Below are 23,313 nucleotides of genomic sequence, written 5' to 3'. Positions count from 1 at the left end.
ACGCGCATGTATCATTTCATTGGACCCGATGCCACCGGAAAGCTTACCGCTATTGTTGATATCGGGTCCAATACCGTACGCCTTGTTGTCTTTCACGGTCCAGCGCGTATTCCCCTGCCCGTCTTTAATGAAAAAGTTCAATGCCGTCTGGGCAAAGGGATTGATGAAACCGGATTGTTAAATCCCGAAGGGGTCGAACTGGCGTATGAAACCCTAAACCGTTTTATGAAGCTGCTAGAGGTCATGCATGTGGATCATGTCAGCCTGCTCGCCACCGCAGCGGTGCGTGAGGCCAAGGATGGCCCTGCCTTTGTCGCTGAAATCAAAAAACGCTTTGATGCTGACATTCGTGTCATCAGTGGGGAAGAAGAAGCCAAACTGGCTGCATACGGTATCCTAAGCGGTTTGCCCCAAGCCGATGGGCTTCTTGGCGATATGGGCGGTGCAAGCTTTGATCTTGTTGGCCTTGATCACGGGACCTTTGCCAAACATGATACCACCCCACTGGGCCATTTGCGTATTTCTGACAATGAGCGTAACACCATTGCAGCCATGCGCACATTTATCCATGAAAAGCTGTCCCCACTGAACTGGATCAAAGAAATGGAAGCCCGCCCATTTTATGCGGTCGGTGGCTCATTGCGTGCGGTTGCCCGCCTGATCATGCATCAAACGGATTACCCCTTACATGTGATTGATAACTTCACCTTGGAATTTGAAGAGGCAAGTGCACTTCTGCAAAAGCTGGCTGAACTCAGCGCAGAAGAATTACATAAAGTCCCGGACGTCTCAAAAAAACGTCTGGAAACCCTGCCTGCCGCCATTGCTTTGCTTCAGGAGGTTCTGGAAATAGTGCAGCCGTCTCATCTGGTTTTTTCCGGTTATAGTATGCGCGAAGGCCAGTTCTTCCTATCCCTTGATGACGCGGTAAAACAGCAAGACCCGCTGATCAGCTCCTGTATAAATTTGGTTAAACGCGAAGGACGTTTTGGCCAGCAGGGAGAAGAAGTCTATGACTGGATGAGCCCGCTTTTCCCCGATGAAAGCAATAAACAAAAGAACCTGCGCCACGCTGCCTGCCTGCTTCATGATATTGCCTGGGCAGAACATCCTGATTATCGTGCAGATCATGGTTTTTTGCGTGTTTTGCGCCTGCCTGTCGCCGGTCTCTCCCACCATGATCGCGCTTTGATGGGGGCTTGCGTCTATAGCCGTTATAAAGGGGATTTTAAGGCCCGTATTGCCAAGCCCTTGCGCACCTTCCTCAATGATGACGATGCAATCTGGACCAAAACCGTTGGCGCAGCCCTGCGTCTTGCCCATACGCTGGCAAGCGGGGCACCGCATTTACTTGAACAAACCCATCTGGAAGTACGCGGTGGTGAATTGATCCTGTCTTTAGCGGAGGGCCAAGATATCTTTCTGGGGGAAGCGGTTGCCAAACGGGTCCAGACCGTTGCCAAACATATGGGCCTAAGTGGCCGCTTGGAACATGGGTAAAACCCAACTGAAACCGTCATTCCCAACTTGATTGGGAAACTTCGTCCAATCAGAAAAAGGTCCCCGCATACGCGAGGACGACAGCTGATCCTATTCTTCCAGATCAATGACCTTGATATTCTTGCCTTTTACCGCCAAGGCCAAACCACCTGCCTTTAGCTTTAGCCCATCATCGCCAAACAATTCGCGACGCCAGCCTTTCATACAGGCGATATCGGCTTCTTCGCCATAAGCGGCCAACTGTTCCAAGTCCTGCGCATTGGCAATCAGCTTTTGGGCGACGTCGAAGCGTTCAGATTTATATTTCAACAGAACCTTCAACAAATCCACAACCGGTCCCAAACCTTTGGGTAAATCTTTTTTGGCGGGTGGCTTGGGGTATTCACTGGGATCAAGGGCCAAGGCAGCGTGAATAGCTTCAAGAATTTCCTTGCCATAACGACCGTTGGCAATGGACCTGTTTAACCCCCGTACCCGTTCCAGTGCTTCGGCATCCTTAGGACACTGATGGGCAATATCAATAATGGCATCATCGCGGATCACACGATTGCGCGGCATATCCTTGCGTTGGGCTTCATTTTCACGCCATGCGGCAACACCGCGCAATACAGCCAGAACCTTGCTGCTTTTGGTACGTGCTTTCAGTCTCTTCCAGACCACTTGGGGATCAATAATATAGGTATCGACACTTGTCAGCGTCGTCATTTCTTCGTCAAGCCAGCTTGCACGATTATTTGCTTCCAGCTTGTCACTCAGATAGCTGTAAATCTCACGCAAATAAGTCACATCCCCAAGAGCATACGTCACCTGACGCTCTGTTAACGGGCGTTTGCTCCAGTCAGTAAAGCGCGAGCCTTTATCCAGAGTTTTACGGCAAATATTGTTGACCAGCGTTTCATAACCGACAGATTCACCAAAACCACAGACCATGGCTGCAACCTGCGTATCAAACATGGGTTGTGGCGTTTGCCCGGTCAATTTAACGAAAATCTCCACATCCTGACGCGCAGCGTGAAAGACCTTCAATACATCCGGGTTCGCCAACAGGTCAAACAACGGCGTCAAATCAATCCCGCTTGCCAATACATCCACACAACGGGCTTCTTCACTGCCGCCTAACTGCACAAGACACAATTTAGGCCAGTATGTTTTTTCACGCATAAATTCCGTATCAACAGTGACGAAACTTTCGCCCGCCAGACTGTCACAAAACGCCGCAAGGGTTGATGTATCTGTAATCATTTGCATGGAGAGGATCAGAACCTATTCATTTAATATGTTTAACGACGCTGAAAATAAAGCTGGATCAGGCATGAAATTCGCCGCAATGCCCTTAGCTATACACGCTTTCGTGAATAGAATAAACGTTTAAAAATACGGATTAATTCCCAGCTGCTTTTCACCCCACGGGTGAAATCAGACTTTTAACAGGCTGTCCATTTTCTCTAACAAGGGAGCGGCCCCCTGGCTGGCGCCTTCTTCGGCCTGACGATAAAGGGTGATCAATTCTTTGCCCACCGGGGTCAATTGTGCCCCGCCGCCCTTTTTCCCACCGACAGAGGTTTCAATCACATCTTCGTTCAACACACTTTGCACGGTTTCCAGAAGATGCCACGCCCGACGGTAGGTCATGCCCATTTCCTTGGCTGCCCCACTGATAGAGCCAATTTTTTCAACCTGTTCCAGCAAAGCAATTTTGCCCGGTCCGATGTGACCATTTGGAAAAGCAATTCGAATACGCAACTTGGTTGAAGTCGTCACTACAACAGCCCCTTAATAGCCCTTTTTGCGATAAATGTTTTCAACCCGTTTCATTAGGTCCTCATCGCTATAAGGTTTCAGGATATATTCGTTCACGCCGTAACGCTTCGCTTCCATAATAGCGTCTTCATCATTTTTTCCAGACAACAACATAAAGGGAAGTTCTTCATCCAGATCACGGACTTCTTCAAGAATTTCCTGACCTTCCATATCTTCCAGATTGTCAGAACAGATCATCAATTTCACAGGCGTGCGTTCGGCCTCAAAAACCCGCATGGCTGTTTCCCCGTCCCCAACGGAACGAATATCAATAAAGCCCAGCTCGGTCAGCGAGTTTTCCAGTTGGCGACGTACATTGTCGTCTTCTTCTGCCAATAAAACACGGTCTTCCGCATAATGTTTGGCATAACGGCTGCGCACTTTGTTCAAACGATCAAAGACCGTGCGGCGCAAATCTTTCACCACATCATTAGGCAGCTGATGTTTGGCAATCATCTGGTTGACCAGATTTGTCGTCACATATTGCGCCACATTTTGAATGGCCTGATCTGGCAGACGATCCCGGTTGATCAAAGGACCATGCCAGTTTTCATGATCTTCTGCCTTTTCAGAAATAAAGGTCAAAGTGTTATCCGCGATATTAGCCGACTGGTTTTCCAACAGGGCCTGAACCGCTTCACCACTTTCTGTTTCGGCAACCGCATGGGCAACATTTTCACCAAGATTATTCCGTCTGGCAATCGCAGTTAGCGCCTCATCCTGAATGGATTCAGAAATAATTTGAACAAGTTGTTCATCATCCAAGAGAGGTGAAAATTCCAACATGGGCGAAGATACAGAGGCATCAATATCACGCGCCAACTTAGACGCCGTTTCCTGCGGGATATTTTCCAGCTGTTTAACTTCATCAGACAAAATCGCGCGAATTTCAACCAGCTGATCATTCGCCAGATCTTTAATCACCCCCAACACCAGCTCACTGGCCCGCGAGGATGCATCCTGATCCAAGGCCGGGGTTAATTCCGTAATACGACTTGCCAGCGTTTCACGCACCTGACGGTCTTCATCTTTACTCAAGAGGGCCTTGGCATGGACAGGAGCAGCCTGATTTTCAGCAACAGCACGACGCACATCTGCGTTTTTATCTGTAGCAAAGAAATAGAGCAGCTCCGGCTCAAGATCAGTCAGCGCTGCCAGATCACGACGCGCATCCACATCACCATTTTGAGCGATGGTTTTAGCCTCTTCATAAGAGGGACGCTTGTCGCGCTTGCCTTTTAACCAATCAAACACTTAAGGGGGAACTCCATACTTATTTTTACAAGTAATAACATACCCTTATCTTTCACGAAAAGCATTAAGTAAGGATACATAAACGGGGCGCGTTAGATATTCCAGCAATGTTTGCTCTCCGGTTACAATATTTGCCTGCACAGTCATACCGGGTACAATTTTATGCTCTACACCATTAGCAAGCAAGTGTTCTTCCTTGAGCTGAATATGACCACGGAAAAAAGGGTTCCCTTCTTCATCCATAAAGGTCGTCGGGGAAAACTTAACCAATTCCCCTTTCATGGTGCCATATCGGCGCGCATCAAACCCTGTCACTGTCACCGTGGTTTCCTGCCCCACTTCCATATGGCCGATATCACTGGGCTGGATTTTATTTTCAATAATGACCTGTTCATCAGCCGGAATAATTTCCATCACGACTTGAGCAGGTTCGACCACCGCCCCTGGTGTATTGATTTCCAGACCGTGCACCACGCCATCAACCGGGCTGATAATTTGCAGGCGGGTCACTTTATCTTCAAGGCGGGCAATGTTTTCGCGCACTTCGGCCAATTGACCAGACACACTATCCAGTTCATCCAGTGCCTTACCGCGCTCCTGTACATCAACCTCCAAAATCTGGTTTTGGGTTTCTTCAATACTGGCTAGTGCCTGTTCGCGAGAGACCTCAGCCTCGGTAATCGCGCCTTTGTTCTTGGCAAAATCCAATTCCGCATTGATCAAATTCACCCGCGAGCCATGACCTGATTTAAACAGTTTCTGACGCATGGTCACTGCCTGCTTTAACAGCTTGGACTGTTTTTTCAGGCTCCCAATCTGCTTGGCGTAATTTTCAACGGATTTACGCTGTTGATCAATCTGGGACTGAAGAACCGTTTTCTCCCCTTCAATACGGGCACGCACCCCTTTCAGGTTAAACTTACTTTCTTCAACAAGCTGGGGGTATTCTTCCATAAAGGCTGCATAATCAGGTTCTGCCCCATCAATAAAGGCACGCAGTCGCTGTAACTTAATCGCCAAAGCAGCCTCGCGTGCCCTGATCTGATTTAATTCTGCGGTACGCAAGGTTGGTTCAAACACCAACAAGGGCTGGTCCTTTTTCACCACATCACCATCACGAACCAAAATGGATTTAACAATGCCGCCTTCCAAATGCTGCACCACGCGCTTATCCCCAGATGGGATCACCGTTCCTTCGGTTGTCGCAGATGTCTTGATTTCCACAAAATGGGACCAGACCACAGAAGACGCCAACAAGGCGGTAATCAGCAGGATTAAGCCAGAAGCCGCCCGTGACGGGCCAGCCTCTTCCAGCATAGCTTCGTGGGAAAGGAGCTTCAACTGCTCGCGAGGCACATTGCGCTTCTTGGAAAGAACTTCATTTACAACGTTGCTGTGCTTCTGTCTCATGCTTGTGTTCCTTGCACCTTGGGCTGAGGTTTGGCTTTGGGTCTTGCAAACATTTTGTCCAAAACCTCATTGGGTTTACCCAACATGTCGATTTGACCTTCTTTCAGCACCATCAAACGGTCACATAACCGCATATGCGACGGGCGCTGTGTAATCATGATAATGGTTTGTGTCCCGCGTACACGTTCCAGCGCCTCTATGAAGGTGGCTTCATCTTTTTCGTCCATAGACCCCGCAGGTTCATCCAGGATCAGGACAGGGGCTTTGCGCAAAAAGGCGCGACCCAAGGCAATTTTACGCAAGAAGTTTTGTGGAATTTGTGTTTCCAGCCCCTCTTTAAATTCCGTGTCAAAACCATCTGGCAAGGCTTCAATCGTATCCAGAATGCCAGCCTGACGACAGGCTTTACGAACTTGAGCAAAACTGACAGTTGGGTCTGATAAAGTCAGATTCTCATAAAGAGTCCCAGGGAAAACATGGTTACTTTGAGGGACATACGCAAGGGTCTGGCGCAAAGTAATTGGCCGTAATTGGCGAATATCCACCCCATCCATAGTCACAGCCCCAGCCTGTGGTCGATAAAGCCCCAAGATCAATTTCGCCAAGGTTGTTTTACCCGACCCTGAATGTCCCGTCACCGCAATCATTTCACCGGGTTTAATCTTAAAACTAACGCCCAGCATGGCCGGGTTTGAATCTGTTTTATAACGCATACTCACCCGGTTAAATTCAATTGCCCCTTTAAAAGACACATTGGTATGCGGTGTATCCCCCGGCTCCTGTTCCGGGGCAAAATTCAAAATACTTTTCAGCTGCAAAATACCATTTTGCATCTGCTCAATCCGGTTCGAAACATTAAACAATGCCTGCAAAGGCGACAAAATACGCCAGACCAACATCATGGTTGCCACCAACGCACCAAGGCTGATATCCCCGGCCATAACACCTTGCACCCCAAAAATAAGCGTCGCCACCCCTGATGCCATCATCAAGGTTTGAGCCACATTTTGCACATTGCCTTGCAAACGGGTGACTTGAAGGTTCGCCCAGGCAGCTTCACCGGAAAATTCACGAAAACGCTTTTTCCAGCGTTCTTCACTACAGCGTTGTTTGACCTGACGCATCTGCCATAACATTTCCACCAGAAACGTATAACGTTTTGAACGAACTTCTGCCGCATCCTTGGTTCTGGCACGAATTTCAGGCATGACAACCCCGCCCATAACGGCATAAAGGGCCGCCAACACCAACGGCACAACCACCATCGGCCCGGCAATAAAGCCAATCACGCTAATAAATAAAACAACAAATGGCAGGTCTAAAACCGTATTGGCCAACGACCCTGTAAAAATTTCACGCAGGGATTCAAAGCTTCGAATACGCGAAACCTGTCCCCCCACCGGGGCACGTTCGGTAAAGACCGGGGGCAAATGCAAAATCTGTTCAAACACACGAGTTGTGACCAGATAATCAAAGCGTGCCCCGATATAGGCTTGTTCCTTGGCCCGGATAATACGCATGATCAATTCAAAACCAAGGGCAATCCCTACCCCACTGGCGACATAATAGAGTGTCTCAATTGATTCTTTGGCAATCACCTGATCATAAATCATCATGATTGCCAACGGGATCGTCAAGGCCATCAGGTTCACAAAAAAGCTGACCACAAAAGATTTCATGATCAATGGCTTGAACTGTAAAAACAGGTTCCTGAACCAAAGAGCCGAACGATCTTCATTGCCATGATTTTCCCGGTCAATACTTTCAATAACGTAAAATGTCCCGGCATGAACCGAACGCAATGGTCTTACTTCATCTGTTTGTGTATCAACAGCAACGATTTGACCATTTTCGTCTTTTTTGGCAACGTAATATTTCCCTTTGGCATGTAAGACACACGGGCACAAACGTGCTGACAGCTTGTCATTACGTGTTTTCAGACGAATGGTTTTAAAGCCAACTCGCAACAAAATATCACGTAAATCATGCACTGTTAAATCGGTGGCATCATAAGGAAGGGCCTCAACAAAACGATGAGGGGAGCCTTTCCAGTCCATGGCATCAAACAAACCGATCAAAGCAGCCAGAACCGGGTCCAGTTCTTCGGCCCCTGTATAATTAAACACCGCCTTGCGCCACAAGCGCACGGGGTTCTTCGGTGGCGGTTGATGGAGAACAATTTTCTTGGTCATGCCTGTTTCTCCATCTGTCTTTCAGCAACGGGTTTTACGGTTTTCTTTGGACCGAACCCTTCCCATTCCACAGGTTTAACCACCCCATGTGAAGCGTCCAGCACCCGATCTGCAATATTGATGAGAGAGGGGCGTTCCGTAATCATTAAAATGGTTGTCTCACCTTTCAGGGTTTCCAGATATTCACGCAAACGCCGATCTGCATCCCCATCCAGTGCCGTATTGGCTTCATCCAACAATAAAATTTTCGGCTTATCTGCAAAAGTCAGGGTCAAGCTCACCATCTGCTGTACAGAACCTGATAGACCTTCTGCGGCTGATTCACCGACGGGGGTATCCAGCCCTTTGGGCATGGCTGCAACAATTTCTGTCAGCCCCAATTTATCGGCGACTTCCAACGCCGGGGGCAGATATTCATTGCCCCGAAATTTCGTCAGGTTTTCACGCAAGCTTCCTCTAAACAAGGGAGCGTTTTGGCGAACATAGCCCATCTGCGTGCGCAATTGGCGATAGCTTAACTCCTGTGAATCCACATCATCATAAAGCAGCTTGCCCTCACACACTGGAATAAACCCGGCGATGGCTTCCAACAGGGACGATTTCCCCCCGCCGACTTGCCCCAGGATCGCAATAATTTCACCTGCCTTGATATGCAAGTTCAGCCCCTGAAAGATCGGCACCCCTGTATTAACCTGATAAATCGTTGCATCATCAAATTTAATATCACCTTGCAACACAGGTGTGTTGGCAACATGCTCTTCTGAATTATTTTCCTGTTTGATCTGGCCTAGCGAACTCAACCGTTCATGAGACATTTTAATGGAGCGATACTGCACCCAAACCCCGATCATACGGATCAACGGCTGAATGGCCCGTCCCCCCAGCAGCGTACAAGCCATCAGTGAGCCACCCGTCAGGCTCCCCTGAATCACAAAAACACTGCCCAGCAAAGCCACAGAAACCATGGCAAAGTTACTCAGGATCGCCCCAACTGATTGACCGAGGGAGGAATAAAACACCAGCTTTTCCATCACCTGCGCCACAGGGGCGTGGAGATGCTGGTAATGGCGGCACATCTTGGCCTCCATCCCCAGCCCTTTGACCGTATGGATACCGTTTAGAACCTGAAAGATAAAGTTATAGCGATCATCATCCAGCTTGTTACGCCGACGAATGATACTATCAATATTATAGCCCAGCCAAATGGCAAAGATGATCGCAATCACACACACCACAATCGGTGCAATCACCAACGGGCCACCGATCAGGGCGATCAGGGCGACAAATAAAATAGCAAAAGGAAGCTCAGTATAGCTGATCAGCCCCTGACCTGACTGATGATCACGCAAGGCTTCAACCCCGCTATAGCGTTCCATCTGTACACCAGGGGGTGTTTTTTCATAGTCCTGGATCTCAGATCCCAGAAAAACATCACAGGCGCGAATGGAAGCCGCATGTTCAAAACGTGTTCCCGCCCAGGTAATGGCATAGGTACGCAAAATCCTGAGCGCCCCATCCAGCAAAACCACACATACCAGACCAATCACCATAAAAGTGAAGGTATCCGTTGAATTACTAGGAATAATCCGGTCATAGACCTGCAGCACGACCAGTGGCAATGCCAGTGTCAGCAGGTTAATTGCCAAAGAGGCAACCATTACTTCTGTGCGACTGAACATGACACGGTGCATCGGTCGGACAAACCGGTTATTTGGCTTTTTTTTCACCATTTATGTTTTTCTTTATTTGAACGACGTTACAGATTCTGGATCAACACCCTTTTTTACTACGTAACAGACTACCCCTAAGTTCGTTAAAAAAGAGTAACTAATTCCTCAGTATAGCAACTAAACTAAACATAAGAATTAAGTATGATTACGTAATACCTTTATAAGATAAACTAAAATAGATAATTTTAAAAAATCTTATTTTCTCAGAAGCTGCATTTCACGGGCGACAAGGTTGTAAAAATGTTAAATTAAGCCAAATTCTGAATATCAACAAAATGATGTGTATCAGGCGCATTACATACGCATTCAGCACCGAGGGTGAGAGCAATGGAAGTCAAAGCAGGTACAAAAAGCAGTATCGAAATGTTCGATCTGGAAAATATGGGGCAGCAGGAAGGGCTTTCCAATCAAGTTGTCGAAGTCAGTAACTTTGAAATTGAACAGGAAAGCGACCTGACCCTGCAAGCAACCCACATTGCCAACGATAAAGACAAGGCCCGTCTGGCACAGGAAATTGCCCTGAAAGATTCAGCTGAATTCGCAGAAGAGTCTATTGAAATCCAAAGGCTTCACGTAAGGGTAGACCAAGCAACCCTTCAAGAAGCCGCCGCCAATGACAAGCTCATTCTCCTGCAACTTGATCTTTCCCCCTATCAAACAGAAGCTGGTGAACAAATCATCCTGCGCAACCTTCCAGAAGGGGTCGAAGTTTCCACGGGCACTGTTCAGGAAGATGGGTCCATCACAATTGAAACAGATGAAGCAAGCGACGTTGCCATCGCAATCAACCCCACAACCGTTGAGACCTTCCAGTTACAAGTCGACCTTCTCCCCCTCCTTGAAGACTCCGACACAGAAGCGGATACAACAGAATCAGAAGAAAACTCTTCTCTAACCACAACGCCTGTAGAAGACCTCATCCTTACTGAAGCTATTGAAGATATAAACGATGCCCCAGAAGTCTCTGGCCCAACAAGTTTTACGGTAAATGAAGACGGCACCATCACCATTACAGAAGCCCAGTTACTGGCCAATTCCTCTGATGCGGATGGAGATACCCTGTCGATCACAGGGCTAACAGCCACAGGCGGGACGCTCACCGACAATAACGACGGCACATGGACCTTCCAGCCTGCTGCTGATTTCAATGGTGACATTGATCTAAGCTATAATGTCAGCGACGGCACCACTGTGACACCGGCGGGAGGCACCATTCAGGTCACAGCCGTCAATGATGCACCAGACGCAGGGGCTGATACCAGCTTCACCATGAGTGAAGACGGCACCATCACCATTACACAGGCCCAATTACTTGCCAATTCTTCTGATGTAGATGGCGATAACCTAAGCGTTTCAAATCTCAGTGTTGATGGCGGCACACTGGTCGATAATAACGATGGTACATGGACCTTTACCCCTGCTGCCGACTTCAACGGTGATATCAACCTCAGTTACGATGTCACCGATGGTAGCCTGAGCGATACGGCGGCAGGCGTCATTGATGTCACGGCCGTCAACGATGCTCCAGATGTCTCTGGCGCTACAGGCTTCCGCGTGAATGAAGACGGCTCACTGACCATCACAGAAGCACAATTACTTGCCAATTCTTCTGACGTAGATGGCGATAGTCTTTCCGTACAAAACCTGTCTGCCAGCGGCGGCAATCTAACAGATAATAATGACGGCACATGGACCTTCCAGCCTGCCAGTGGCTTTAACGGTCAAATCAGCCTGTCTTATGATGTGTCTGATGGCACAACCACAACAGCGGCCACAGGCAATATCTCTGTGGGTGCCGTCAATGATGCACCAGACACCACAAATGATACAGGCTCGACAACAGAAGACAACGCTGTCACCCTCAACCTGCTTGCCAATGACAGCGATATCGACGGTGACAGCCTGACCATCACCCAGATTGATGGGCAGAACATCTCGGTTGGTGGATCGGTCAATGTGGATAATGGCTCTGTTACCCTGAACGCCAATGGCACTGTGACCTTTACGCCGGATGCCAACTATAATGGGTCTGAGACCTTCCAATATACCGTCTCTGACGGCACGGCCACCACAACAGCCGATGCCACGGTCACCGTTTCTGCGGTGAATGATGGGCCGACGGCGGTCAATGATACAGGCACCACCACAGAAGATAATGCCGTTACCCTCAACCTGCTGACCAACGACAGCGATATCGACGGCGACAGCCTGACCATCACCCAGATTGATGGGCAGAATATCTCGATTGGTGGATCGGTCAATGTGGATAATGGCTCTGTCACCCTGAACGCCAATGGCACCGTCACCTTTACACCAGATGCCAACTATAATGGATCCGAGACCTTCCAATATACCGTCTCTGACGGCACGGCCACCACAACAGCCGATGCTACGGTCACAGTCTCCGCTGTGAATGATGGGCCGACGGCGGTCAATGATACAGGCACCACCACAGAAGATAATGCCGTTACCCTCAACCTGCTGACCAACGACAGCGATATCGACGGCGATAGCCTGACCATCACACAGATTGATGGGCAGAATATCTCGGTTGGTGGATCGGTCAATGTGGATAATGGCTCTGTCACCCTGAACGCCAATGGCACCGTCACCTTTACACCGGATGCCAACTATAATGGGTCTGAGACTTTCCAATATACCGTCTCTGACGGCACCGCGACCACAACAGCTGATGCCACCGTCACGGTTTCTGCGGTGAATGATGGGCCGACGGCGGTGAACGATAGCGCCAGCGTCAATGAGGATAGTTCAGTTAAAATGAACCTCACCTCCAACGATAGCGATATTGACGGGGACAGCCTAACGATTACACAGATTGACGGACAAAATGTCTCCGCAGGTGATACGGTGGATGTCGGCAATGGGCAGGTGACACTGAATGCAGATGGAACTGTCAGCTTTACCGGAGATGCTGATTATAATGGGTCTGAGACATTCCAGTATACTGTTTCTGACGGCACAACAACAAATACAGCCAATGCAACTGTCACCGTTAATGCGGTAAATGATGCTCCCGTTGTTTCTGGCGCAACGTCTTTTAACACAGATGAAGATTCATCCCTCACCATCACCGAAGCCCAGCTCCTCGCCAAAGCAAGCGATGTAGATGGCGACAGTCTGTCCGTGCAAAACCTGCAAGCCAGTGGTGGTTCCCTGACCAATAACAATGATGGCACATGGACCTTCCAGCCAAGTGCGGATTTCAGCGGCGATATCAACCTGACTTATGATGTCTCTGATGGCACGACCACAACACCGGGCACCGGAACAATTGCCGTAAATGAACTGGATAATGTGGGCGATACAGTCACCGTTTCCGCCACCCCAATTTATAAAACCGTGACCACCCAGACAGCCAAAGACTGGTCCTATAGTGGTGGCGGGCGTAACGCCAACAATCTGGATGTTAATTCCACAGCCGAAGCCATTGAAGCTGCCAACGGCAATAACCATACAACTGGTGACATGGTCTTTATGAACATCAACAAGTCGACCTTTGATCTGGATAACACCGATGATATTTTTGTCGTGAAAAACAATGCCAGTGACCTGACGTTAAATGTTGGTGACGGCAATAATGTCGTTATCTTTGAAAAAGACCCCGGCGACAACGTTAATATCACAGGGGGAAGCGGAGGCGATGTTCTATCCCTGCCGGGTAATCAAGCCGATTATGACCTATCGGGGCTGACAGATAACTCAGGAATACTGGGGGGACAAATCACAGGCCCCGGCAACATGAATGTCACCCTGAATAATTTTGAAGCCGTTAAATTTGCCGATGGAAGCACAGGCGATAGCACACTGATTTATGATACATCATCTGAACAGGTGCTTGATACGGCTGCTATGCAAGCCAATGGCGATTATCAGGATATCAATAATGAATGGGTCCAAGATGCCACGGTGACACTCAGCGATAATGACGAGGCAGGAACTGTAACTGGCACCAGCAATGATGATGTGATCTCCGGGAATGATGGAAATGACACCCTTAGCGGTGGGACTGGTGACGATATCATCGTTGGCGGTGATGGCGATGACGACATCACAGGTGGGGCCGGCGATGATGTTATTGATGGCGGTGATGGCACCGACCTGTTCCACTTTGGCGGCGGATCGGGCGATGACATCATCTCTGGTGGCGATGGCGGCAGCTGGATGGATACGGTTGAGCTGGTCAACGAAGACGGCACCGCTGTAGCTGAAAATGAATGGACCCTGACCTTAAACAGCGGCTCTATCGAAAATCAGGCTGATGGCTATATCGAACTATCACAAGATTCAGACGGGACGATCACTTTCTCTGATGGCAGTGAACTTACCTTTGACGGGATTGAACGTTTCGAATGGTAAGAGCCTGACCCAAAAACTGACAGAAAGCCCTTTACCCTGTGTGAAGGGCTTTTCTCGTATTGACAAGCTGTCCTTCAAATGAGATCACCTGTTCAACATAACTTTCACATATAGGACGATTAAACCATGTCACTGTGCCCTTGCGGATCAAAAATTGAATATGCCAACTGCTGTGAGCCTTTCCATGACGGCGAAGCCGCACCAACCGCAGAAAAGCTGATGCGCTCGCGCTACTGCGCCTTTGAAAAAGGGAAAATGGCTTATTTGTCCGACACGCTGACAGAAGCCAGCAAAAAAGACTATGACGCGACAGAAACTGAACAATGGGCGAGTTCTGCCAAATGGAACAAGCTGGAAATCGTCAAGACCGAAGCAGGTCAGGAAACAGATGAGACTGGAATTGTTGAGTTTCGTGCCTATTTTAAAATGAACGGCCAGCAGCAGGTTCATCACGAGCGTAGCTCTTTCAAAAAAGTTGAAGGCCGCTGGTATTATGAAGACGGTGTGATCAACCCGGCACAGGAACAACGCATTGTCGCCAACAAAGTGGGGCGCAATGACCCTTGCACGTGTGGTTCTGGTAAAAAATATAAAAAATGCTGTGGTGCATAGTTCCACAACATATGCCAGAATATAGCTTATAAAACAGGCAGACAAAAGGCAGGCCCATGGGGAAAATCATCAAAACCAAATTGGCAAACGGTGTCTATTGGCTTGATTTCCCCGATGCGGATTTACGCATTCTATGTGGCTGTCCGGCAGACGCCGTTAAACATATGATGAAACGCGGGGTGATCTTCACAAACGAAGCCAGCCCCGTTTTTCATGAGACAGGCCCCAATGCCATTTTATTATCTGACCTGAGTGTCCAGAAAAGTAATTTCTCCAACCTGAGCGAATTCCCTGTTTTACAGATGCTCTATCGTCAGGGAATGATCCTGCCAAATCACCCCGGCAACACGGGGGTAAAGCCCCTTCTTATTGGCAATCCGGACCAGTTGACCGCACAAATTCATTACATCCACCGGGGCAACTACGGCCTCACATCAGAAGATGAATTGATGCAGGCTGGAGCCACAGCTGCAGATGCCAAGCAGTTGATGCGCCTGAAGCTAAAGTTTGCCTTTGGCAAAATTGCGGACCCGAGCGAACTTCTTGACAGTTTGGTCATTGAACCAGAAGCTACCCCCATTCGCAATGGCGTAACCATTGAACGTACAGCCGTGAATATCTTCACATTCTGCTATCAGGATGAAACAATCACGGTTGATTTAAACCTGGATGAAGATGAACAATATCTCCCCCCCTACAAGCTCGGCCAATATCAGGTGGAACGTCCCTATTTCAGCATCATCCATTCCGGTGAAGGTGATGGCTGGGATATTGAGCGCCCGTCCATGGCAAGCATTCTGGTCTTTCAGGGCAAGACCTATCTGATTGATGCCGGACCGAATATTGAAACCACCTTGCAGTCACTTGGCATTGATATCAGCGAGATTGAAGGCATTTTCCTGACCCATTGTCATGATGACCATTTTGCGGGCCTGCCCACCCTGATCCGGTCTGATCACCGGATCAAGTTTTTCTCCACCCGTCTGGTGCGCCATGCCACAATCAAAAAACTTTCCGCCCTGCTGGCGATGGAAGAAAGCCGGTTCACCCAGTTCTTTGATGTCTTTGATCTGAAAGAAAATGACTGGAATAATGTGGAGGGACTGGAAGTCAAACCCATCAATTCCCCCCACCCTATGGAAACAACCATCATGTATTTCCGCACCCAATGGGGGGATGGTTATAAGACATATGGTCATCTGGCTGACATTGCTTCTTTTCAGGTTTTGGATGGGATGGTCTGCGAAGATGAAGGCCAGCCCGGCATTTCACAAGCCTATTGCGAGCAGGTCAAACAACAGTATTTGGAGCCCTGCGATTTAAAAAAACTGGATAATGGCGGTGGACTGATCCACGGGGTTGCGAGTGACTTTACAGAAGATCGCTCAGAAAAAATTATTTTTGCCCACACCGCACGCTCCTTAAACGAAAAGGAACGTCAAATCGGCAGTGGTGCCCCCTTTGGGACCGAAGATATTCTCATTCCGGGCAGTAATGACTTCCTCTTTTCCAAGGCTCACGGCTACTTGCGGTCTTTCTTCCCCGATTTACCCCGTGACCAGTTCAAACTGCTGCTGAACCACGAAATCATCGACTTCAACCCCGAAGAAATCATCGTCAAGGCAGGCGATGATATTCATAACATCTATTTCGTTTTGAGCGGAGCAGTGGAAATCCTGAACCCGCAAGCTCATAAAATCCACCGCATGTCGGCTGGCAGTTTTATTGCGGATATGCATGGCCTGTGCGGGGAAAAAGCAAGCGAGACCTACCGCGCCTTAAGCTTTGTCAAAGCCTTAAAATTCCCCATGAATATGTATATGGAATTTGTCAAACGCAATAACATGTTTTCTGCCCTGTCCATGTTGGCAGAAAAACGGGAATTGCTGCAAAAATCCTGGTTGTTTGGCGGGTCTATTTCTGACGGGATCAAAAATGCCATTTCCGCCAGCATGCATATTACCGATGACCTGAAAGCGTTTCAGGATTTTGGTAGTACACATGATTATATCGGCCTGATTAAAGAAGGCAGTGTCACCCTAATGCTGGGCGATCATGTCTTTCAGGAACTTTGCGTGGGGGACACCCTGTTTGAAGACCATGCGGTTTACGGCATGGAAAGCATCTTCAAACTGAAATTTTCACAAGATTGTGCCATCGCCCTGATCCCGCTGGCAGTGATTAAGGAAATTCCCATCGTACAATGGAAGCTGCTTGAAAAAGTCTCCAAACAAATGCGGGCACTGGCGAATTCTCATATATGGGATGATTCCCTGCTTGGCTGGCGCACAGAATATAACGTCGGCCTGGATATCATTGATGAGCACCACAAACAGCTCTTGTCTCTTACAAAAGACCTGATCAGCGCCATCAAACAGCAAACAGCCCTGCCCAAAATTCAGAAAATTGCCCAGGAACTGGCAGATTACACCCGCTTCCACTTTGAAAAAGAAGAAGAAATCTTCAACGAAGCTGGCTATTCAGAAGCAACCTCTCATATCGAAAAACACAGAAAGCTCGCAACCCAGCTTGATGCCTTAACAGAACGCTGCGCCAAACGCCTGAATAAAAAAGAAGCCGAACAAATTTATAACTTTCTTAAACGCTGGGTTCTGCTACATATCCTGCTGGAAGATCGCAAATATGCGTCATATATTCTGAGTAGTGAGATTTTCTAGGTTATGTTGCAAATCAGATGGAATGAAAAATACCACCTTGGTATTGAATGTGTCGATGAAGAACACAAACAACTGGTTGAGGTCATCAACAGCTGTTTTAACAGCATCCTCCATCAAGATAATGTCCTGATCAAAGCATCTGCCAATCAAGTGATTAAATCCGTTCATGAACATTTCGCCAGTGAAGAAGAACTCATGCGCAAATGCAGCTTTGACGGATTGCTTGAACATATGAACGAACATCAAAAACTCTGTCTGCTGATGGAAGACGGCATTCAACAGGCCCTGTCTCTGAAAACGGGTGAAGAAATCAAAGAATTTGTGGAAGGGATGATCATGCAGTTTTTCCACCACATTATTGAAGAAGATTCAAAATTCCTTGAAACCTATCAACAGCATCAGATTTTAAGCAGATAAAAAAAAAGCGGCTCCCCTCTGGCAGCCGCTTTTTCGTTTCTTCTGGAAAAGCCTTAGCCTAAACCAAGACGTTTTAAGGTTTCAGCTGTGGGAATGCCATCCCCATCCCAGCCCCGGATCTGGTAATATTCCGGCAGCATCTTATCCAGCTCATTGACCTTGCCTTTGGCTGGGCCGGTCTTGGCGGCATCTTTCAACAGACGCTTGGGCAATGTATCGTCCTTACCCGTAAAGCCCGCAGCAATATTATACTGACGTTCCATATTCCAGACACGTTCACCGACTTCCAGCATGCTGTCCACTGTCCAGTCCCCTTCACAAGCCGCATTGACCTGCGGGGCGATATCTTCCAGGGACCAGGCAAAGGTCGTGAAGATACACAGGCCAGATGAGTCTACCGCAGCGGTTGCATCCTGAAAGGCCATGACCAATCCGGCCTTGCCTTCTGTCACCAAGGGGTCGGTCTTTTCCGGAATGCCCAAAACTTCTGAGGCCACCGTATAAGAACGCAAATGACACGCCCCACGGTTTGAGGTCGCATACGTCAGCCCCATGCCTTGAATCCCACGTGCATCATAGGCTGGGAATTCCTGCTTCTTCACCGACATGGACAAGTCCGGCTGACCATATTTCTCACACAGCCGTGCAGAACCCAAGCCCAGCTCAGCACCAAAACCTTCACCACGGCCCACCAGTTCACAAGCCTCAGTCAACGCCTTGGCATTGCCGAAGTTAAACTCAATACCGCCCGTCTGTTCGGTGGTGATCAGCCCCATATCAAACAGTTCCATGGCCGCACCAACGGTGGCCCCAAAGGAAATCGGGTCATAGCCTTGTTCGTTACAGATGAAATTGGCAAAAGTCAGCGCTTCCAGATCATCCACACCAGTGGCTGCGCCCAGTGCCCAGGCTGCCTCATATTCCAGCCCGCCGGATGCCTTTTGATATTCCGGGCGATCTTTGACCGTATAATGGGTGCGCTCCACCGTAGATACCCGCTGACACGCAATGGTACAGCCATAACAGGCCGCATTGGTCACTAAGTTCTTGGTCCCATCGGCGCGAACCTCGTGCATTTTTTCACCGGAAATATTAGCCGCCCCTTCAAACTGCACATCTCGGAAATTACGCGTCGGCAATGAACCCAGTTCATTGATCACATTCATCAACACCTGCGTACCATAGGTCGGCAAGCCCTGCCCTGTCACCGGATTTTCCGCCAGTACCTGCTTGCCTGCATTCGTGGTTTCAAGGAAAGCGGCCGGATCATCCACACGCACACCACGGGTGCCGCGAATGGCAACGGCTTTCAGGTTCTTTGACCCCATAACCGTACCCACACCGGAACGTCCTGCCGCACGGTCCATATCATTGACCACACAGGCATACATCACGCCCTTTTCACCGGACACACCGATGGAGGCCACACGGATTTGCGGGTCCTGATGATCAGCCTTGATCCCTTCTTCCGTATCCCAACAGGATTTACCCCAATAGTTGGAAGCATCGACCAAACGAGCATCTTCATTTTCAATGAGCAAATAAACCGGCTTATCCGCCTTGCCTTCAAAGATCACCATATCCCATCCGGCATTTTTCATTTCATTACCAAAGAACCCACCGGAATTAGAACAGGCAATCGCCCCTGTTAAGGCCCCCTTGGTCACAACCGTGTAACGCCCGGCAGTGGAGGCGCAAGTGCCTGTTAACGGCCCTGTCGCCATAATCAGTTTGTTATCCGCTGATAAAGGATCAACCTTTGGATCGGTTTCTTCAATAAAATACTTGGTCGCCAGACCGCGTGAACCAAGATATTGCTTGGCCCAGTCCATATTCAGATCTTCTGATGTGCAGGCCCCGTTTGAGAGGTTCACCCGCAAAAGTTTACGTGTCCATGACATGTGATATCCTCCTCTTAACTTTCAGCTTGTGCAGCATTATCGGTTTTGGCCGCCCAGGCGCGCATTTTATCAAGGCCGGTGGCTTCGGCATCAATAAATGTAATCGCCCCTGTTGGGCAGGCCGATGCACATTTGGGATCCCCCCCACATAAATCACATTTGGCAACCTTGCCCGTATCGGGTACATAATTCACCGTCCCAAACGGGCAGGAAATGGTGCAGACCTTACAGCCGACACAGGCGGAATCAGCCACAACCTTGGCCCCTGTTCCCCCATCCTGAGTAATGGCACCTGTCGGGCAGGACTGCATGCACCATGCCTCGCTACATTGTGTGCAGGTATAAGGAACAAAGCGTCCTTCATCATGGAACTTAAAAACTTTGATACGTGATTTTGAAGGGTTAAACGCCCCTGTATGTTCAAATGAACAGGCGACCTCACATTGTAGACATCCGGTACATTTATCCGGACTGATATTCAGCGCTTTTTGCATCTCTCACATTCCCTGTTGGCCCATTCGCTTTTTATTAAAACGTTTAGAACCTTTATGTTTTCAAAAGTGAATAATCAGTAAAGAGTGTATATCCAACACCCAAAGCTGTCGATGGTAAATTCCAGCCATGTAAACAAGACATTAACAGAACGAGTTTTTTTATCAGGCACAGGTTGCTTTTGACGCCCCCATCCATTACCCTGCGCCCAGATTTCGAATCTCTTACTATAACGAAACGTATGTAAATACATTTTTGGGGTATCATGAAAAAAGTCATCCTGCGCACAACCGCAATAAGCGCACTCTGCCTCGGCGCATTGTCGGCACAAGCTGCTGACCCGATCGAACTGAATATTTCCGGTTTTATGAAACAATGGGTTGGTTACACCGAACATTCCATCAATAAACTTTCACGCTGGAACTATTCCAACGTCGGCACCTATTCAGATGCTGAAATCTATTTCAGCGGGTCGACAAAACTGGATAACGGTTTGTCTGTTGGTGTCATGATGGAAACAGAACGCAGTGGCGGAACCAGCGATGGCAATACCGATGAATCCTATGGCTGGATTTCCTCTGATAGCTACGGTAAAATTCAGGTGGGACGCACAGACAACGTCAGCACCGAAATGGCCTATAAGGCCAGAGATGTCGGCATCGGCCTGAACAAAGGTGATGTTGAAGAATGGCGCCCAAGCGCACAATTTGCAACTGATGTTGCCTACACAACAGCTTTGGTTGGAAGCTCTTTAGAAATACAGCCCCCCGGCATTCATTATTACTCCCCCGTCTTCAATGGTTTTCAATTTGGGTTCAGCCATTTGATTAGCGCAACAGAAAGTCAAGAGGGCAGCTACAGCCCGAAACGTTCAGCTCAAGCGTTTGCCTTAAGCTATAGTGGTGAGTGGAACGATCTTAAAATCGGGGCAGACCTTTCAAAAGTACAAAAACGCTACGTGAGCGATCGCAATTTCTATCGTGCCGGTCTTGATCTGGAATATGAAGGCTTCAGCCTGAGCGGTTCCTATAAACGGACCTCTAACCTTGAAGATCGCAACGCCACGACAGGATATGCGGCCTCCATCTTTGATGGTCAAACATGGGAAGCAGGTCTTGGGTATGAAACAGGGCCGTATAGTGTCACAGCCGCCTATCTTTCAGGGATTTATGATGCCAATTCAACTGTTTCAGGAGCCAAATCCGACTTGAACATCGCTATGATCTCAGGGGCTTATGACCTTGGCGCAGGCGTCACTTTCAGAGGGTCGGTCTTCCGCTATGATGTCAACGGCTATGGCGTCAATGATATTTCATCCAGCACGATTGTAGACAATATCAGTAAAGGGGTCGTTCTGGGCATGGAAGTTGCCTTCTAATCCCTTCACCATATCATGGTATTGAAAACCGCCTTGGAATAACAACCAAGGCGGTTTTTTAATGCTCAACACCTGTTACCTCATCCCCACGGCCTGCGCTCTGTTTCATTCAAGCTATAGAGTGGCAGGCGTGACAGGGTTAAAATCAGGAAAAACGCCACATCGACTTCCTGATCATCCAGGGCATGATGGATTTGCTTGCGCAAGGCTGCATCCAGATTATCCCCGTACGTTTGACTGAGTGTTGCCAGATAATCCTGCGGTGTGGTTGTGCGCCACAGGCTGGCCCCGCTTTTGCGTTCATCTGCGGTGGATTTGGTGGGGTCCGTATGGTCGCGCAGGGCGTCGATGATACGGTTAATGAAGATGTCGTAATCGTTGTTTTGGTCCAGATGCATGTCGCTTTTCCTTTTTAAAACTCCATCTCTGGTCACCAGAGTTTTTTCTGGTGACCGGGAGTTTAGCGACATGTAAAAAGACATGCGGACCTATTTCCCGAGGGTGTTATATTCAGCCCACTCCCGACCATAGGAAAAGCCTTGCATGCCGTTTTACAGGCACACAAAGACCGCCCAGTCGGGGGCAGTAAACCGCTTTTTAAACGTCGCTAAACGTCACCTTGCACCATAAGGCGAAAAATCGTGAGGAACAAGGGGAGATTGAGAAACATCAAAACCTGCGCAAGGATCACGGGTTTATGTCACAGCCCTTTTCTCTTTTTCTTATCCTGAAATCATGTAAATATGCTTTTTCTCACCCAATTTGATGAAGCTCACGCCAAAAACTTCGCATACTGTGTAAAAATAAAGAAAACAACAGCTTGATTTCCGAAAACTAGAGGCACATTCAAACAATGACCCAACAAATTATTTATAAGTTTTTCGCAGCCAAGGAAGAAGTTGTTCATATCGAGCTGGATTTTGATGAACAGACCTTTCAAATTCAACCTCGTAAGGATATGGAAAAACCAGGTTGGGCCAAACTATCCCATCAAAAATGTTCCAACTGCCCCCTTGGCGATGATGTTGAATGGTGCCCAACTGCTGTGGCTGTGGCTGATTTTCTGCCCCATTTCACAGAAAAGTTTTCTTATGAAAAAACCGTGATTGAGGTTGAAACCCCACAGCGCACCATCATTACAAAATCGACTTTTCAAACGGGTATTGCCTCGCTTCTGGGGCTGGTGTGTGCCACATCGGGTTGCCCGCACACCAAATTCCTGCGCCCGCTGGCCCGCTTCCACCTGCCCTTTGCCAATGAACAGGAAACGGTCTTTCGCTCCCTTGCGGCGAACTTGCTGCGCCAGTTTGTTGAAAATTCCCACAATGGTGGACAAAAGCCGCTGAATTTTGATGAACTCAACAGAAATTACGCCCAGCTTTCCATCGTCAATGGTTTTTTGGCCGAACGTTTACGTGATGGGGTGGAACGCGATGCAGCCTTAAATGCCGTTATTATTCTGGACGGTCTGGCCCTGATCACCCCGGAAAATACCGACGGATCGTTTGAAGATTTGGAAGATGTCTTTGTTGTCGAATAATTATGGGTTAAAGTGTTGTTAAGACTCAACAT

16 protein-coding genes are annotated in these 23,313 nt (G+C 48.5%); 7 read left to right on the top strand and 9 right to left on the bottom strand.

What is annotated here, in order from left to right:
* The first annotated feature begins 6 nt into the window (after positions 1–6).
* The gene (locus E4K71_RS04755) at positions 7–1,500 is read left to right on the top strand and encodes a Ppx/GppA family phosphatase (RefSeq protein ID WP_135077272.1); all 1,494 of its coding nucleotides are present in this window, start codon (positions 7–9) and stop codon (positions 1,498–1,500) included.
* A 90-nt stretch (positions 1,501–1,590) separates the two neighbouring features.
* Here E4K71_RS04755 and rnd read toward each other — a convergent pair whose 3' ends face one another.
* The 6 genes from rnd to E4K71_RS04725 all read right to left on the bottom strand — a co-directional run bounded on the left by rnd (position 1,591) and on the right by E4K71_RS04725 (position 9,835).
* Positions 1,591–2,748, bottom strand: coding sequence for a ribonuclease D (rnd, locus tag E4K71_RS04750; protein ID WP_135077270.1), 1,158 nt, complete (start codon positions 2,746–2,748; stop codon positions 1,591–1,593).
* Between the two features lie 168 nt (positions 2,749–2,916).
* Positions 2,917–3,261 carry a LysR family transcriptional regulator gene (locus E4K71_RS04745; protein WP_135077268.1) on the bottom strand — a complete coding sequence of 115 codons (345 nt, stop codon included), beginning with the start codon at positions 3,259–3,261 and terminating at the stop codon, positions 2,917–2,919.
* A gap of 12 nt (positions 3,262–3,273) precedes the next feature.
* Positions 3,274–4,554, bottom strand: coding sequence for a DUF2336 domain-containing protein (locus tag E4K71_RS04740; protein WP_135077266.1), 1,281 nt, complete (start codon positions 4,552–4,554; stop codon positions 3,274–3,276).
* Between the two features lie 45 nt (positions 4,555–4,599).
* Positions 4,600–5,964 (bottom strand): HlyD family type I secretion periplasmic adaptor subunit, encoded by a 1,365-nt coding sequence (locus E4K71_RS04735; protein ID WP_135077264.1) that lies wholly within the window; start codon positions 5,962–5,964, stop codon positions 4,600–4,602.
* Positions 5,961–8,156: a peptidase domain-containing ABC transporter gene (locus E4K71_RS04730; RefSeq protein WP_135077262.1), complete on the bottom strand. Its 2,196-nt coding sequence runs from the start codon at positions 8,154–8,156 to the stop codon at positions 5,961–5,963. Before E4K71_RS04730 ends, E4K71_RS04735 begins: the two co-directional genes overlap by 4 nt.
* Positions 8,153–9,835 (bottom strand): ABC transporter transmembrane domain-containing protein, encoded by a 1,683-nt coding sequence (locus E4K71_RS04725; RefSeq protein ID WP_206201956.1) that lies wholly within the window; start codon positions 9,833–9,835, stop codon positions 8,153–8,155. The genes E4K71_RS04730 and E4K71_RS04725 overlap by 4 nt, the downstream gene beginning before the upstream one ends.
* Before the next feature lie 378 nt (positions 9,836–10,213).
* Between E4K71_RS04725 and E4K71_RS04720 the strand changes: the two genes are divergently transcribed.
* The 4 genes from E4K71_RS04720 (at position 10,214) to E4K71_RS04705 (ending at position 17,970) form a co-directional block, all read left to right on the top strand.
* Entirely contained in the window at positions 10,214–14,263 is a 4,050-nt protein-coding gene (locus E4K71_RS04720; RefSeq protein ID WP_135077258.1) for a cadherin-like domain-containing protein, read from the top strand.
* Between the two features lie 126 nt (positions 14,264–14,389).
* Positions 14,390–14,875, top strand: a complete 486-nt coding sequence (locus E4K71_RS04715; RefSeq protein WP_135077256.1) for a YchJ family protein — start codon at positions 14,390–14,392, stop codon at positions 14,873–14,875.
* Positions 14,876–14,931: 56 nt separating this feature from the next.
* Complete coding sequence (locus E4K71_RS04710) at positions 14,932–17,553, top strand: bacteriohemerythrin (protein ID WP_135077254.1); 2,622 nt, start codon at positions 14,932–14,934, stop codon at positions 17,551–17,553.
* A 3-nt stretch (positions 17,554–17,556) separates the two neighbouring features.
* Positions 17,557–17,970 (top strand): hemerythrin domain-containing protein, encoded by a 414-nt coding sequence (locus E4K71_RS04705; RefSeq protein WP_135077252.1) that lies wholly within the window; start codon positions 17,557–17,559, stop codon positions 17,968–17,970.
* Positions 17,971–18,023: 53 nt separating this feature from the next.
* On the opposite strand, the gene E4K71_RS04700 is transcribed toward E4K71_RS04705, so the two are convergent.
* Positions 18,024–19,871: an aldehyde ferredoxin oxidoreductase family protein gene (locus E4K71_RS04700; RefSeq protein ID WP_135077250.1), complete on the bottom strand. Its 1,848-nt coding sequence runs from the start codon at positions 19,869–19,871 to the stop codon at positions 18,024–18,026.
* A gap of 14 nt (positions 19,872–19,885) precedes the next feature.
* Complete coding sequence (locus E4K71_RS04695) at positions 19,886–20,365, bottom strand: 4Fe-4S dicluster domain-containing protein (protein WP_135077248.1); 480 nt, start codon at positions 20,363–20,365, stop codon at positions 19,886–19,888.
* 263 nt (positions 20,366–20,628) lie between these two features.
* On the opposite strand from E4K71_RS04695, the gene E4K71_RS04690 reads away from it, so the two are divergent.
* The gene (locus tag E4K71_RS04690; protein ID WP_135077246.1) at positions 20,629–21,741 is read left to right on the top strand and encodes a porin; all 1,113 of its coding nucleotides are present in this window, start codon (positions 20,629–20,631) and stop codon (positions 21,739–21,741) included.
* 80 nt (positions 21,742–21,821) lie between these two features.
* On the opposite strand, the gene E4K71_RS04685 is transcribed toward E4K71_RS04690, so the two are convergent.
* On the bottom strand, positions 21,822–22,139 hold the full coding sequence (locus tag E4K71_RS04685) for a hypothetical protein (protein ID WP_135077244.1): 318 nt from the start codon (positions 22,137–22,139) through the stop codon (positions 21,822–21,824).
* A 455-nt stretch (positions 22,140–22,594) separates the two neighbouring features.
* Here E4K71_RS04685 and E4K71_RS04680 point away from each other — a divergent pair, with 455 nt between their 5' ends.
* On the top strand, positions 22,595–23,281 hold the full coding sequence (locus E4K71_RS04680; protein ID WP_135077242.1) for a hypothetical protein: 687 nt from the start codon (positions 22,595–22,597) through the stop codon (positions 23,279–23,281).
* The last annotated feature ends 32 nt before the right edge of the window (positions 23,282–23,313 follow it).

The organism is Terasakiella sp. SH-1, from assembly GCF_004564135.1.
In the GTDB taxonomy this organism is placed as follows: Bacteria; Pseudomonadota; Alphaproteobacteria; order Rhodospirillales; family Terasakiellaceae; genus Terasakiella.
The sequence above is the reverse complement of the archived record's forward strand: the minus strand, read 5'-3'. Positions and strand labels throughout refer to the sequence as shown.